Origin of the sequence: Streptomyces sp. NPDC020780, assembly GCF_044334475.1 — a bacterium.
GTDB lineage: Bacteria > Actinomycetota > Actinomycetes > Streptomycetales > Streptomycetaceae > Streptomyces.
This window is the reverse complement of sequence record NZ_JBIRTB010000013.1, coordinates 88352-101370: the sequence shown is the minus strand read 5'-3', so window position 1 is coordinate 101370 and position 13019 is coordinate 88352. Positions and strand designations below refer to the sequence as shown.

At 68.9% G+C, this 13019-nt stretch carries 13 protein-coding genes and 2 pseudogenes; 10 read left to right on the top strand and 5 right to left on the bottom strand.

The genetic code is table 11. The annotated features are described in order from the left end of the window. Positions 1–41: 41 nt before the first annotated feature. Positions 42–689, bottom strand: coding sequence for a hypothetical protein (locus ACH4VO_RS24335; RefSeq protein WP_360991256.1), 648 nt, complete (start codon positions 687–689; stop codon positions 42–44). Between the two features lie 144 nt (positions 690–833). On the opposite strand from ACH4VO_RS24335, the gene ACH4VO_RS24330 reads away from it, so the two are divergent. Beyond that, the gene (locus ACH4VO_RS24330) at positions 834–1445 is read left to right on the top strand and encodes a TetR/AcrR family transcriptional regulator (RefSeq protein ID WP_360991254.1); all 612 of its coding nucleotides are present in this window, start codon (positions 834–836) and stop codon (positions 1443–1445) included. A gap of 168 nt (positions 1446–1613) precedes the next feature. Further along, positions 1614–2360 carry a MerR family transcriptional regulator gene (locus ACH4VO_RS24325; protein ID WP_360991251.1) on the top strand — a complete coding sequence of 249 codons (747 nt, stop codon included), beginning with the start codon at positions 1614–1616 and terminating at the stop codon, positions 2358–2360. 135 nt (positions 2361–2495) lie between these two features. Here ACH4VO_RS24325 and ACH4VO_RS24320 read toward each other — a convergent pair. Beyond that, positions 2496–2771 (bottom strand): annotated as a pseudogene (locus ACH4VO_RS24320) (MerR family transcriptional regulator); the annotation flags it as partial. A gap of 163 nt (positions 2772–2934) precedes the next feature. Here ACH4VO_RS24320 and ACH4VO_RS24315 point away from each other — a divergent pair. From ACH4VO_RS24315 to ACH4VO_RS24290, 6 genes are all read left to right on the top strand, one after another. Continuing rightward, positions 2935–4446 carry an alpha/beta hydrolase gene (locus tag ACH4VO_RS24315; protein WP_360991248.1) on the top strand — a complete coding sequence of 504 codons (1512 nt, stop codon included), beginning with the start codon at positions 2935–2937 and terminating at the stop codon, positions 4444–4446. A gap of 1072 nt (positions 4447–5518) precedes the next feature. Then, positions 5519–5857 (top strand): MerR family transcriptional regulator, encoded by a 339-nt coding sequence (locus ACH4VO_RS24310; RefSeq protein WP_360991246.1) that lies wholly within the window; start codon positions 5519–5521, stop codon positions 5855–5857. A gap of 809 nt (positions 5858–6666) precedes the next feature. Then, a complete protein-coding gene (locus ACH4VO_RS24305; protein ID WP_360991243.1) occupies positions 6667–6870 on the top strand; it encodes a cold-shock protein in 204 nt (67 codons plus the stop codon). Between the two features lie 316 nt (positions 6871–7186). Further along, a complete protein-coding gene (locus ACH4VO_RS24300; protein WP_360991240.1) occupies positions 7187–8698 on the top strand; it encodes a DEAD/DEAH box helicase in 1512 nt (503 codons plus the stop codon). Positions 8699–8744: 46 nt separating this feature from the next. Further along, positions 8745–9149, top strand: a complete 405-nt coding sequence (locus ACH4VO_RS24295) for a CBS domain-containing protein (protein ID WP_360991237.1) — start codon at positions 8745–8747, stop codon at positions 9147–9149. 56 nt (positions 9150–9205) lie between these two features. Further along, a complete protein-coding gene (locus ACH4VO_RS24290) occupies positions 9206–9517 on the top strand; it encodes an SCO5918 family protein (protein ID WP_360991234.1) in 312 nt (103 codons plus the stop codon). 127 nt (positions 9518–9644) lie between these two features. Here the strand turns inward: ACH4VO_RS24290 and ACH4VO_RS24285 are convergent. After that, positions 9645–9980, bottom strand: a pseudogene (locus tag ACH4VO_RS24285) (hypothetical protein); the annotation flags it as partial. Positions 9981–10292: 312 nt separating this feature from the next. Here ACH4VO_RS24285 and ACH4VO_RS24280 point away from each other — a divergent pair. Next, positions 10293–10595 carry a hypothetical protein gene (locus ACH4VO_RS24280; RefSeq protein WP_360991232.1) on the top strand — a complete coding sequence of 101 codons (303 nt, stop codon included), beginning with the start codon at positions 10293–10295 and terminating at the stop codon, positions 10593–10595. A 170-nt stretch (positions 10596–10765) separates the two neighbouring features. Here the strand turns inward: ACH4VO_RS24280 and ACH4VO_RS24275 are convergent, their stop codons facing one another. Both ACH4VO_RS24275 and ACH4VO_RS24270 read right to left on the bottom strand, forming a co-directional pair. After that, positions 10766–11086: an STAS domain-containing protein gene (locus tag ACH4VO_RS24275; protein ID WP_360991229.1), complete on the bottom strand. Its 321-nt coding sequence runs from the start codon at positions 11084–11086 to the stop codon at positions 10766–10768. Beyond that, positions 11083–11499 carry an ATP-binding protein gene (locus ACH4VO_RS24270; RefSeq protein ID WP_360991226.1) on the bottom strand — a complete coding sequence of 139 codons (417 nt, stop codon included), beginning with the start codon at positions 11497–11499 and terminating at the stop codon, positions 11083–11085. The genes ACH4VO_RS24275 and ACH4VO_RS24270 overlap by 4 nt, the downstream gene beginning before the upstream one ends. Positions 11500–12306: 807 nt before the next feature. Between ACH4VO_RS24270 and ACH4VO_RS24265 the strand changes: the two genes are divergently transcribed. Then, positions 12307–12912 carry a fasciclin domain-containing protein gene (locus tag ACH4VO_RS24265; RefSeq protein ID WP_360991224.1) on the top strand — a complete coding sequence of 202 codons (606 nt, stop codon included), beginning with the start codon at positions 12307–12309 and terminating at the stop codon, positions 12910–12912. Positions 12913–13019 lie beyond the last annotated feature (107 nt).

Here is a 13019-nt window from a genome sequence, read left to right as displayed (position 1 = left end):
GAGGAGAGCCGGCGTGGTCGTCCCCTGCTCGCGTCGAGGGGTCAGCGACCGGCCGCGTCGAGCAGGGAGGAGTACCGCAGGCGGAGCGCGCGCTCCATGCTCGCGAGAACGGCCCCGCCCCCCAGTGCGAGGTTCAGCCAGATCGGCAGGTGTACCGGCGATACGAACGTTCCGACCCGCTGTGCGACGGGAGGAATCTGAGAGACGGGTTCAGCGAGCTGCAACAGGTTCAGGCCCACACCGATGGCAAGCAGCAACACCGATCCGATGGCGATCGCCCGGCTCAAGCCGGGATGGCGGGCGCCGAAGCGTGCCCGCCGCCCTTCCGCCGAGGCCGGGTCGGGCGTGAGCTGGGACGGCAGCCCGTTCAGGGGACGGTAGTGGCAGCGCCTGATGCCGTAGCTGCTCATCGCCACCTCGATGACACCGCCGTCGACAGGGAAGATCGCGGGTAGCTTCGACTCGGCCACGTGCCTGCCGTCCAGGAACAGATGCGCCCGAATCCTGCTGCTGTCCAACCGCGCCCAGTGCCGTACGTCGACGGCGTGCAGGCGCACCTGCCCGCCGGCACCGGGAAGCCGTAGCCGGAACAGCGAGCGGAAGGGGAGCTGCCACCAGCGGAACGGCTGCAGTGCCCTGCCGTCTCCCGGCTTGAGGCGCCTCGATGCCGCCCACTGCTTCCAGGCCATGCTTCGCCCCCTCCTTCGCGCATCAGCCGCACCCTCACTAGTACGGCGTGTTAGTGCACACGCTAGCACGATGTACTAGTACGGCGTGCTAGTACGATGTGCCAGTACAGTTGAGGAATTCGGGAGAAACGAAGGAGAGCGGGCATGGGAACACGCGAGAAGATCCTCCGGGCTGCTGCGGAAATGCTCGCCGAGGACATGGCGGCGAAGCTGAGCGTGCGGGCGGTCGCCGCGCGTGCGGGAGTGAGTACCGGCTCGCTGAGGTTCCACTTCCCCACCCAGCGCGCTCTGCAGGACAGCTTGCTCGCGCGGATCTACGAGGACCTGCTGCCCGGCGACCCGATCCTGGACCGGACGCTGCCGCCCCGCGAACGGCTGCTGAACTGTATGCGGCAGGTTCTCGCACCGCTCGGCACCAGCGAGGACGCGCGAACCGCATGGGGCAGGATGTACCGGACCTTCATCGAACCCGAGCCGACCGAACCGGTACGCACCGCGTACCTCGGCCTTGAGCGGGAGGCGGAGCGCCGGGTCGAACACTGGCTGACCGTGCTCGCCGAGGACGGCGCACTACCCCCCGGAGACCACACCCGCAACGTCAGGTTCCTTCTCACCGTCCTCAACGGACTGTCGGTCGAACGCGCCCTGCCCACGCGCGAATCCGTCCTCATCGCCGAGACCGAGACGCTCGACGCCGCCGTCGACCACGTCCTCTCCACCGGACCCGCACCATCCGCCGGGCCGACTCGGCCGTGAACCCGACCGGCCACCCCTCTGCACCGGCTTCCCCGACGGTGTGGGGTGCGAGAGCACAGGGGGACGCGCACTCCTCCCCTGTGCCGGCCAGCCGTTGCGTCATGGTTTTCAATGGGGCTCACGACGTGACCGCGTCGGCGGCACCGGACGGTGGGGGAGATTTCGATCATGGCGTGGAGCACCCGGGAGATGGCGGAGCTGGCCGGCGTCAGCCTCAGGGCCGTACGGCACTACCACGGCATCGGGCTGCTCGACGAGCCGGAGCGCCGCTCCAACGGATACAAGCAGTACGGCGTCAGCCACCTCGTCCGGCTCCTCCGGATCAAGCGCCTCAGCGCTCTGGGCCTCTCCCTCTCCCTCTCCCAGATCGCGGACATGGACGACGACCCGGCTGCGGACCCTGATCCGCGTGATCTGCGGGCCCTCGACGCTGAGCTGGCCGCCACCATCGAACGCCTGCAGCACGCCCGCGCCGAGGTGGGCGCCCTCCTGCGCGGACGAGCCGCGAGCGATCTCCCCCTCCGCTTGGCCTCTGTGGACAGGGCAGCCGAGCTTCCTGACCCGGACCGCTCTTTCGTCACCGTCCTCGGTACGGTCCTCGGCCCCAGCGGGATGGATGCCTATGCCGACCTGCTCCATCAGGAGCCGCAGCCCGTGGCACGCGAACTCAACGAGCTTTCCGCCGATGCCGACGAGCTGACCCGCCAGAGTCTCGCCGAGCGTCTCGTGCCCTATGTCCTAGGCCTCCGGGCCCGCCATCCCGGGCTCGGCGACCTTGCTTCAGACGCCCCGCGCGGCCGACAGCACACTGCCCGCACCCTCGGTAAAGCCATCAAAGATCTCTACAATCCAGCCCAGGTGGACGTCATGAAGCGGCTCGACGGGCTCCTGTCCGATGTGGATGCCCCGAGGTGACCGCTCTCTGAACGCCGCTTCGCGATCTGGCGGGTGGGCCCCGATGTGCGCTGATGGTGTGACGGGCGGGCGGCGGAACCCTTGGCACGGTAACGACCGCCCGGGCACCAGCGAACCGGAGCCCGTGCGGTCCACGCGCCCCACGTCCGCCGCGAGTTCGGCGTCCAGGTCCCGAAGGATCTGCCGCGCCTTCTCGTCACCGCTCTCGACCGAAGGGACATCCGCGAGGGCCACGCCGAGGTCGGTCAGTCTGCGGATACGCAGCAGGCGCACCAGATGGCTGACGCCATACCGCTTGTAGCCGTTGGACGCCCGTTCCGGCTCGTCGAGCAGGCCGATCTCGTGGTAGTGCCGGACGGCCTTGGCCGTCGTTCCCGCGAGTTCCGCCAGCTGACGGGTACTCCACGCCACCAGGAGCCCCTCTCCAGGATCGTGCCCGGCCGCCATTGAAAAGCCTGCCCCTGGGGCACAGTCAACTCCGCCCGGTTCCCCCGCCACCGGTTGACCGTGCCCCAGGGGCAGGGAGTGGGATGGTCGCGACCACGCCCCACACACCGTTATGCGGAGACCGGACATGAAACGACAGAGCAGTGTCGGCCGAAGCCTGACCCTCCTGGCCGTCATCGGCCTGGGCGCGTCGCTGACCACCGCGCCCGCCGCCGCCGAGGCGGCGAAGAAGCCTCAGGTGAACTGGGGTCAGTGCCCCGACGACGTCGTGGCAGAAGCCGCTCCGACCGTACTGCAGTGCGCCACCGTGCCCGTCCCGCTGGACTACGCCCGTCCGGAGGGCGAGCAGATCGACCTCACGGTCTCCCGGCTGGCCGCCACCGACCCGGACAAGAGGCGCGGCGTCCTCATGCTCAACCCGGGCGGTCCCGGCGGATCCGGGCTGGCGCTGTCCGCGCTGCTGGTGGCCCAGGGCCTGCCCAGCAGCGTCACCGACCGCTACGACCTGATCGGCATGGACACCCGCGGGATCGGTCATTCCACACCGGTCAGCTGCGGCTTCACCTCGGACAGCCCCTACTACTCCAACATCCCGCCCTATGCGGTCGACGACGCCGCGGTCACCGCACAGGCCGAGGTTGCCGAGCGGGCAGCTGAGCAGTGCGCGGAGAACGACGACGGCGGTCGGCTGCGTCACCTCACCACCGCGAACACCGCCCGCGACCTGGACCGGATCCGGGCCGCGCTCGGCGAGGAGAAGACCAGCTACCTGGGCTATTCCTACGGCACGGCACTCGGCGCCGCCTATGCCTCGATGTTCCCCGAGCGCTCCGACCGGATGGTGCTCGACAGCAACATCGGAGACACCCACCTCGACCGCGACGGCATGCGCCGGTACGCGCTCGGCATGGAGCAGACCCTGCCGGACTTCGCGAAGTGGGCCGCCGGCCGGCACGACAGCTACGGCCTGGGCCGCACACCCAGTCAGGTCCGGGCGTCCTACCTCACCATCGCAGGGAGACTCGACAAGACTCCCGTCGCAGGAATCGACGGCAACCTGTTCCGGCTCCTCACGTTCGGCCACCTGTTCAAGCAGACGCAGTACCCCGCGCTGGCACAGACCTGGCAGAGGCTGCTCGAAGGCGACGAGGCTGCGGTCCGCGGTCTGCAGCCCCCGCAGGATGAAGGGGCGGACGGGCCGGTATCGCCGACCGACAACGCCCTGACCGTCTTCCTCGCCGCCACGTGCAACGACGTCGAGTGGCCGGAAAACGTCGACACCTACCGGCGGGGCGTCGCCGAGGACCGTGAGCGCTATCCGCTGTACGGCGCTGCCACCGCCAACATCACACCCTGCGCCTTCTGGCCGTACGCCCCCTCCGAACCGCCGGTGGAGGTCGACACCGAAGGCCCGCGCAACGTGTTGCTCCTCCAGAACCTCAGGGACGCGTCGACCCCGCACACGGGCGGGAAGATGCTGCGCGAGAAGTTCGGCGACCGCGCCCGGCTGGTCAGCGTCGACGACAGCGGGCACGGCGTCTACGTACTGGGCAGGAACTCCTGCGCGCTGAACACCACCACGCGCTACCTCGTCGAGGGCAGGATGCCCACGAAGGACGCGCTCTGCCCCGCAGATTGACCACCGCACCCACGTCACCCGCAGCCGTCCGCCCCCGACGTGCCGGTCGACGCCGGTGTGCAGGTGGTGCGGCGGAGGCGCCCTGGTCCCTGCACGTGCCTTCCTTGCCGAGAGCCCCGTCTGCTGGTGACGCCTCAGGAGAACCTGCCCATGGTCGTTCTGCCAGCCGCGAGCCACCGGAAGCGGAGAGGGCGAGGTGCAGGATGAGCACTGGTGCCCGGAAGGCGAGGGCCGACTCCGCGCCTGCCACTGCCGACCGGTGCGCTGCGGTTCGAGTCGCCCCAGTCGCCGGTGGGCTTCACCGCTGAGGCAGCGGGTGGGCGAATCGGTCGCACAGACCGTCGGCAGGAGCAGCCCGGGACGATAATCTCCCCGACCAGGATCTCAAAATCTATCCTGTTGGAGGTAGACATTGGCGTGCGGGGTCGTTATGGTTTCTCTCGTAGTCAAGAAGGACAGCGGAGTTTGGCAGAGATGAACTGCCAGGCAGCAGTACCTAGCAGTTGCAGTGTGCAGGTCGGTCCGGTGGTGGAGTTCCGAAGCCAGGGTTGTAGCAGCAAGGTGACGGGACTGACGGCCGGACCGGGTGGCCCGCGGTCTTCAGGGGCTGCCATGAGCAGTGCCGCAGTAGGTAAGTGCAGTCGTCGTGCAAGTGGTTCCTCGGTAAATGGCGTCAGGCTGCGACGCGCGTGCCGGGAGGTTCGGCAGTGGGGTTCCAAGCCCGGAGTGAGTGCAGGGTGGGCGACGGGGCTGGCTGCCGGAGTGGCGCTGTGAGAGGCCGCCAGAAGTACGGAAGTGTGTTGTCCAGAGGGAAGAACGGAGGAGTTGAGCGCCATCAGGATCGCCCGGGTGAACGACGTGGGCCCGGGTACCGCAGGACATCGACAGTGAGGTGGTCTCCGGTCAAGCAACCGCGATCCCCGCAGCCCCCGGGCCTCGTCCTGGCAGGTATGCGGAAACACAGAGCCGGCTTGGCTGATCAAGGCCGGCTGATGGTGTAGCAGTTCCTTCGGGGCCCGGGTGCCACATGGCACCCGGGCCCCTCCGACGCGTGTTCCACAGGAAGGTACAGATGACAGCAGACGACTCGTACGGCCGTCTCGACGATGACGACTACCCCGCCTACACCATGGGCCGGGCCGCCGAGCTGCTCAACACCACCCAGGGCTTTCTCCGCGCCATCGGCGAAGCCCGTCTCATCACCCCCCTGCGCTCCCCGGGCGGCCACCGTCGCTACTCCCGCTACCAGCTCCGTATCGCCGCCCGCGCTCGCGAGCTCGTCGACGCAGGCACCCCGATCGAGGCCGCTTGCCGCATCGTCATCCTTGAGGACCAGCTCGAAGAAGCCCAGCGCATCAACGCCGAACTCCACCGAGACGCCAGGTCGCGCAGCGCGCCACCCGCCGCCTGAAGATCCGTCGAGGCCGAGGCAGGTCCCGCAGAAGCCGTCCCCCTGACGGGAGTTCACTGAAGCTGTCTCCAGCTGCGGCTGTCGTGCCCGATGGTGTGGCCGCCCTGTCGTGCCGCTGCTCGTCCGCGCAGGAGGACCATCGGCTGGTCGCGGCGGTGTCCAAGGGCTGTCCCGCAATCCCCGGCGGGCACGCGACGACAGCTACGGCACCTCGCCGCGTTGTGGGAACGTCCGCGTACCTCCAGTATGCCGACGCTCCTCCGCCCTGCGACGCACCGCATCCGACGCCGCGCACCGATCCACCGGCAACTGCGGGACAGCCCGAAGGTGTGGACTTCAGCGCGGTCAAGGGCGCCGGATCGCCAACGGCGCCCGGAGGCTCACTGCTCAGCTCCAGGGGGGCTCTGTCCGGTGCGCCCTCCCCACTCCTTCGGCTGGTGAGGGGTACGCCGAACCTGCGCGTGGTCGGCATCCGGACGGTGAGGAGTGAGCGCCCTTTCTTGAAAACGCTTCGTGCAGGGCGTCCCATATCTGTGGCCGCGGCGTGAGGGTCTGTCGTGCCGCGCCGGGAGTGTTATCGCGGTGGCCCGGAGAGTGCAGACATATTTCGTACGTGGATCATTACGGCATGCTACTGTCGATCTCGGTTGCAGTTGTGGTTCCCAGAACTTCAGGCTTCTGCGTGGGTATTTCGACCAGTGGAAGTTTCATTGTATTTCCGGTTCTCTCCCGGTCGGGGCATCATCGCGGCGACGCGGGATCCGTACCTCACGGGTCTCGGCGTACCTGCTCCCTGAAGGAGATGCGACATGGCGTCAGGCACTGTGAAGTGGTTCCACCCGGCCAAGGGTTTCGGCTTCATCGAGCAGGACGGTGGCGGCGCTGACGTGTTCGCCCACTTCTCGAACATCGCCGCCGAGGGCTTCCGTGAGCTGGTCGAAGGCCAGAAGGTCACTTTCGACATCGCGCCGAGCCCGAAGGGCCCGACGGCAGAGAACATCCTTCCCGCCTGACGCTGACGCCCACTGCGTAGCTGGGTCCCGCATCCTTCGGGGTGCGGGACCCGGCTACGGGCATCCTCCCGGCCCGGTGCCGCCTGTGGCAGTACCTCTGCCCGCAGAGCCGCCGTCCCGTCCATGGATTCCTGTTCGTCGGTGAGAGATTCCTCGCCCTGCGGTGTCACTCATTCCACGGCCTGCGTCCCGATACGAGATGAAACACCGGCCACATCTCATTTCTGCATTTTGCTCGGCCCGTTCTTGTGATTCCTTGCGCTGTTCTTCCGCTGCGGGAATTCCTTGATGCGTGCCGTATCAAGGAAGGTTCTGAATGAACCCCACTCGTACGAACGACCGCTCTACCCGCGCACGTAGCCGTACCGCCGACTCCGGTCGGGCCGGCAGCCGCTTCGGCTCGACCACCGCGGCCCGTTCGGCCGGCCCGGCTCGTTCCGGCGGTTCGAGCCGCTCGGGTGGCCAGGGGCGGCGACCCGTCGCGGTCCAGGGCGAGTTCGCCCTGCCGGTCACGGTCACTCCCGCGGTTCCCGCGGTCGAGACGTTCGCCGCCCTCGACATGCCGGGGCAGTTGCTGGCGGCGCTGACCACCCAGGGTGTGACCGTTCCGTTCCCGATCCAGGGGGCGACCCTGCCCAACACACTCGCGGGCCGTGATGTCCTGGGCCGAGGGCGCACCGGCTCCGGCAAGACCCTTGCCTTCGGCCTCGCCCTGCTGGCCCGTACCGCCGGTCAGCGGGCCGAGCCGCGACAGCCGTTGGCGCTGGTCCTCGTGCCGACGCGCGAGCTGGCCCAGCAGGTGACCGACGCACTGGCCCCGTACGCCCGTTCGGTCAGGCTGCGGCTGGCCACCGTGGTCGGGGGAATGTCGATCGGCAGGCAGGCCAACGCGCTGCGCGGTGGCGCCGAGGTCGTCGTGGCGACGCCGGGTCGGCTCAAGGACCTCATCGAGCGTGGTGACTGCCGGCTCGACCAGGTCGCGATCACCGTCCTCGACGAGGCCGATCAGATGGCTGACATGGGCTTCATGCCCCAGGTCACCGCACTTCTCGACCAGGTCCGCCCCGAAGGGCAGCGGATGCTGTTCTCCGCCACTCTGGACCGCAACGTCGACCGCCTGGTCCGCCGCTACCTCAGTGACCCGGTCGTCCACTCCGTCGACCCCTCCGCCGGAGCGGTCACGACGATGGAGCACCACGTGCTGCACGTCCACGGTACCGACAAGCACCGTACGACGACCGAGATCGCCGCTCGCGAGGGCCGGGTCATCATGTTCCTGGACACCAAGCGGGCCGTGGACAAGCTCACCGAGCATCTGCTGGCCAGCGGTGTGCGGGCGGCGGCTCTGCACGGCGGGAAGGCGCAGTCGCAACGCACCCGGACCCTGACCCAGTTCAAGACCGGGCACGTCACCGTACTCGTGGCCACCAACGTCGCCGCACGGGGCATCCACGTCGACAACCTCGACCTCGTGGTCAACGTCGACCCGCCGACCGACCACAAGGACTACCTCCACCGCGGCGGCCGAACCGCCCGGGCAGGGGAGTCCGGCAGCGTGGTCACCCTCGTCACCCCCAGCCAGCGCCACGACATGACCCGCCTCATGACCGCCGCCGGCATCGTGCCCCAGACCACCCGGGTCCGCTCCGGCGAAGAGGCGCTCGGCCGCATCACCGGAGCTCAGGCCCCCTCGGGCATTCCCGTGACGATCACCGCGCCGGTGGTCGAGCGGCGTCAGCGCAGCGCGTCCTCACGAGGCCGGCGCGGCTCCGCCTCCGCAGCCCGGCGCGTGACCGCACACCAGTCCTCCTTCGACGCCGCAGCCTGAGAGCTCCGTGATCCGGGAACTCACCCACCACTGCAGGAGGCACCTCTTGACGCTCGTCCAGGTCCAGCCGCACACGACGCACGCCACTGCCGTGGGCAGGACGGTGGCCGACGCCATGGACACCGCCGGGCCGCAGGTCTGCGACGACATGACCGTCGAGGTGGCCTTGTCCGTCATGGCCGGTGCCCGTACCGGGCGTCTGCTGGTCTGCGACGACAGCGGCCTGTGCATCGGACTGGTCACCCACGCCCGCCTTGCAGCAGTTCGTGAGAGCTCGGCGTACTCGGACAGGGTCCAGCTGCGGGACATCCTCCGCGACCGAGGACCGTTCACCTCACCGTTGACCACCGTGGCCGAAGCCGGGCACATGATGCGCCACAGCGATGTCGATGCCCTGCCCGTGATCGACGAACACGGCAGTGCCCTGGGCATACTCGCTCTCGCGCGCTGAGCCGTCCCATCCGTGACAGGACCACTCCATCGCCGTTTCTCTCCCTGTGAGGCATCATGCGCTGTGTCATCGCCCGCTTCCCGTTCGACCTGACCAAGAGCGGCGTCCTGGAGTCGATGAAGGGCGTCAAGCCCGAGCACGCCTCCGGTGAATCGGTGATCATCGGACGACGCACCTACCCTGTCAAGCAGGTCGGACAGGTCGTCACACGCCAGGACCGCCGTGACTTCAGTGCAGGGGAAGTCCTGCGGGCCATGACCCAGCTCGGCTTCACCTGTCGCGACCTGGCCCCGGCCCGCGCACCCAAACGGCTTCTCGACCCGGTGCAGCAGGCATCTGCGATGCTCGGGGCACCTGTGGCCGACTGACGGACGGGCAGACGCCGGCTGTCGGCAAGCATGGGTGAGGGGTCGGCCGGAGCACTCCGGCCGGCCCCTCACCGCGTACCTGGGTCTCCCGGCGAGGCAGCGGGTCAGCGGCCGGAGCAGCCGAAGTCCCCGTCGTCCAGGAACTGACGTCCTCGATCGCGGCCCGGTACATCCCGCCCGTCCTCGGGATTCCCGCCGGGCCCTGCAAAGTCCGGGCCAGGTGAAAGCGCGGATGCGGGGGCGGCCCTTCCTCGGGTGCGGCAGTGGCCAACACGGCGGAAGAGTCGCTCGGCTGGGCCGAGTCCGCAAGGACTTCCGACACCCGTTGCCTCCGCACGGCTCCGGGTGCCGGCCGACCCGTGACGACAGCTCCACCCCCGACCACGGTGAGAGGCATCTGATCGCCGCGCCCGGACTCCACCAGGGCGGCAACGTCAACAGGCAGCGCGTCAGGCCTCGGCAGGAGGCCGATCATGTTCGGCGGCCACCCGGCTGCGTTCCCGTGGCGCCGGTCAGGGAGGACCGCACTGAGACCCCGTCGTCGACGACGCGGAACGACCCGCCGAGTGGCACGGCAGCCAAGCCCTTTCCCTCTGCGGCCTCCCGCCCGGAGGGGGGACGAGTCCGCCGGGCGTGTCGATCCGGCCGGCACGCGCACCCGGCGCACAGCGCCGCATGAGCCGGACGGCCAGGTCGCCGGAGGACCTGGGAAGAGCAGGATCTCCGGCACCCGGACCCACCGTGCCCAACCACCATCAGACCTAGGGAGATCCGTATGACGCAAACGATCTACGACGCCATCGGCGCCACTGAAGACGCCACATGGACCCGGCCCGAGGCCGAAGCCGCGCCATCGCACGCCATGACCTTCATCGCCCCCGACGGAACGGAACTCGTCTGCCTGGACGTGCCCGGGTCGCTCCCGACTCCCCGCGTGGGAGAGGAGATCGGACTGCACGACAGGGACGTGACGGTCACGCACGTCAGCACGCGTTACGGCCGCGACGAGAAGACCGGCCGGGTCGAGGTGCTCACCATCGTCCTCGTCACAGCCGACCCATGGCCCAGTACGTACTGAGAGCTTGAGCAGGCCCCCCTGCCGGGGAAGCTGATACCCCACCGCAACGCCGGTCGGCCCCGGCACGCCTGCCTCGGCAGCTCCGGTCGCGGTGCGCCGCCGGACAGCTGTTCCGTCCCTGTCCTCGGGGCGGAGCGGCGGCGAGGGGATCGGCCGTGCGTGCAGGGGGCTCAGCTGATCTGAGCCGCGTCGAGGGTCGGGTAGATGTCCAGGACTGCGTCGATGCCACGGACACCGAACAGGCGTGCGAGCCTGGGAGAAGGGCTGACGATGCGCAGGTCGGCGTGCTGGTGGGTGGTGAGGATCAGCACGAGGAACATCGAATCGGCGAATGTGATGCCGCTGGCGTCAAGAATCACTCCTCCGTGGGCCGCGATGGCGGATTCGATCTGCGCCTGCAGCGACGGCAGGGACTCGAAGTCGAATTCTCCGCGAGGGGCGATCACCGGCAGCGGCCCGGAACCCGGGTGACGGGGGGCGGAAGACGTCATGAGGGGAGGAACGCTGTGACGGTCTTGCCTCCGGCTGCCCACGGTGTGACCGCGATCGTGCGGGCGAGGCGGTTGATCACGGGCCGGCCGAAGCCGCCCCCGGAACCGGTCAGGTCGGGGGTCCGCATACGCGGCCACCGCGGACTCGTGTCCTCGACAGCGACTTCGACGGCGTTGGGGTGAGCGTTCATACGGAGCGTGAAGGCGCCGTCGCCGTGACGCAGGGCGTTGGTGACGAGCTCGGAGACGACCGGGGCGAGGTCGTCCGCCTCGTCCGGACAGGGCTTCGGGATCAAGCGATCGGTGAAGGCCCGGGCTGCTCGGCGGGCCCGGCTGATGCCGGCTGCACTGTCGCCCCGGACCGTTGTCGGTACTGGCCCCGTCTCCGAGATGGCGTTCTTCGTGCTGTTCATGCGCGTACACCCCACCTGTCGTCGATTGTGACGCTTGCGCCGTAGCTGGGCCGCCTGCCCGTTTTGGGCAATCATTACACCTTGGTCCGAGCGTTCCGGCGCGCCAGGTCGGCGATGTGCGCAGTAGGACTTCAGATTCTGCTTCCGTAGAAAATCTATCATGATGGGAGTAGAGATATGGAGTCGCTGCGATCGGTGTTCTGCCGTAGCCGCAAAAGCGAGCGGGATCATCGGGCGTGAACTGCTGTGGGCAGGAATCCAGTTGCAGGATGCAGGACGGTGCGGCGGTGGAATTGCGAAGCCAGGATCATCGAAGGGCGGCGACGGAGCCGGCCCTGGACCGGTGGCCCGCAGGCGCCGGGCCCCGCACGCCTCCCGCGCGAAGAGCCCTGCGGCGCTGCTGACGGCCGGGCTTTGCGGGAAGGGGACAGTGGCCCTTGTGCCTCCGCCCACACGTGCCGAACTCTCGTCGAGAGCCATGCGGCCCGGGATGCGAGGGCGACGGGCCTCGCCGGTGGACGGACGCCTCCGGACGGCGCAGCACAGGGTGACGGAAGGTGACGAGCTCGGGGCTTCCCGGGCCGGACAGGACATTCCGCGAACACGCAACCCGGCAGGCTCCCTGAGCGATGACGAGATATCTGTGTGACGCTGGATGCCGTGCCCTGCGGGAGCGCAGGGCACCCGCTCGCGGCGCCCGCGAACACCGGTCGGAAACGACCTCTTCGCCGACCCGGTCGGGTCAGACCCTTCGCCGGCCGGGCGCCGGACCAGTCCAGGCAGAGCCCTCCACGGAGGAGACGATCCATGAACATCACTCGAATCCGCCGCTCCGTCCTCGCCGCCTCGGCGTCGGTGGTCTTTCCTGTAGCACTGGGAATCGCCGCGCCGACGGCGTCCGCCGACAGCGCCACGCCGACGCCGTCCGCCAGCAGCGGCTCGCAGCCGTTCGGTCCGGGCTGTTCGTCCGTGCCGAAAGAAGGCACCGGCGGCCTGAACGACATGGCCAACGACCCGGTGGCCACGGCGGCCGCCAAGAACCCCGAACTGGCGACGCTCGCCGCCGCGGTGAAGGCCGCCGGGCTGACCGACACCCTGAACCAGTCCACGGACATCACGGTGTTCGCGCCGACCAACGCTGCGTTCGAGAAGATCCCGAAGTCGGATCTCGACGCCCTGCTGGCCAACCAGGCCCAGCTGAAGAAGGTCCTCACCTACCACGTGGTGGACAAGAAGATCACGCAGAACGAGCTCGCGAATGGCAGCTTCAAGACTCTGGAGGGCAGTAGCCTCACCACCTCCGGCTCGGGTGACTCCTTCACGGTGAACAACTCCGCGAAGATCGTCTGTGGAGGCATCCCGACCGCGAACGCGACGGTGGAGCTCATCGACACCGTCCTGATGCCCAAGTAGCGGGCACGGTGGGTGGGCAGCGATCACCGCCGCCCACCCACCACCAGGGGCAGGGCGCTACCGGTGCTCCTCGACGGAGGGGGACCCACGCCGATCGGGGCGGCGGC

What these genes read in the sequence shown, in the direction of transcription:
- ACH4VO_RS24335 (WP_360991256.1), bottom strand. Translation starts at nt 689, where the DNA reads ATGGCCTGGAAGCAGTGGGCGGCATCGAGGCGCCTCAAGCCGGGAGAC.
- ACH4VO_RS24330 (WP_360991254.1), top strand. Translation starts at nt 834, where the DNA reads ATGGGAACACGCGAGAAGATCCTCCGGGCTGCTGCGGAAATGCTCGCC.
- ACH4VO_RS24325 (WP_360991251.1), top strand. Translation starts at nt 1,614, where the DNA reads ATGGCGTGGAGCACCCGGGAGATGGCGGAGCTGGCCGGCGTCAGCCTC.
- ACH4VO_RS24315 (WP_360991248.1), top strand. Translation starts at nt 2,935, where the DNA reads ATGAAACGACAGAGCAGTGTCGGCCGAAGCCTGACCCTCCTGGCCGTC.
- ACH4VO_RS24310 (WP_360991246.1), top strand. Translation starts at nt 5,519, where the DNA reads ATGACAGCAGACGACTCGTACGGCCGTCTCGACGATGACGACTACCCC.
- ACH4VO_RS24305 (WP_360991243.1), top strand. Translation starts at nt 6,667, where the DNA reads ATGGCGTCAGGCACTGTGAAGTGGTTCCACCCGGCCAAGGGTTTCGGC.
- ACH4VO_RS24300 (WP_360991240.1), top strand. Translation starts at nt 7,187, where the DNA reads ATGAACCCCACTCGTACGAACGACCGCTCTACCCGCGCACGTAGCCGT.
- ACH4VO_RS24290 (WP_360991234.1), top strand. Translation starts at nt 9,206, where the DNA reads ATGCGCTGTGTCATCGCCCGCTTCCCGTTCGACCTGACCAAGAGCGGC.
- ACH4VO_RS24280 (WP_360991232.1), top strand. Translation starts at nt 10,293, where the DNA reads ATGACGCAAACGATCTACGACGCCATCGGCGCCACTGAAGACGCCACA.
- ACH4VO_RS24275 (WP_360991229.1), bottom strand. Translation starts at nt 11,086, where the DNA reads ATGACGTCTTCCGCCCCCCGTCACCCGGGTTCCGGGCCGCTGCCGGTG.
- ACH4VO_RS24270 (WP_360991226.1), bottom strand. Translation starts at nt 11,499, where the DNA reads ATGAACAGCACGAAGAACGCCATCTCGGAGACGGGGCCAGTACCGACA.
- ACH4VO_RS24265 (WP_360991224.1), top strand. Translation starts at nt 12,307, where the DNA reads ATGAACATCACTCGAATCCGCCGCTCCGTCCTCGCCGCCTCGGCGTCG.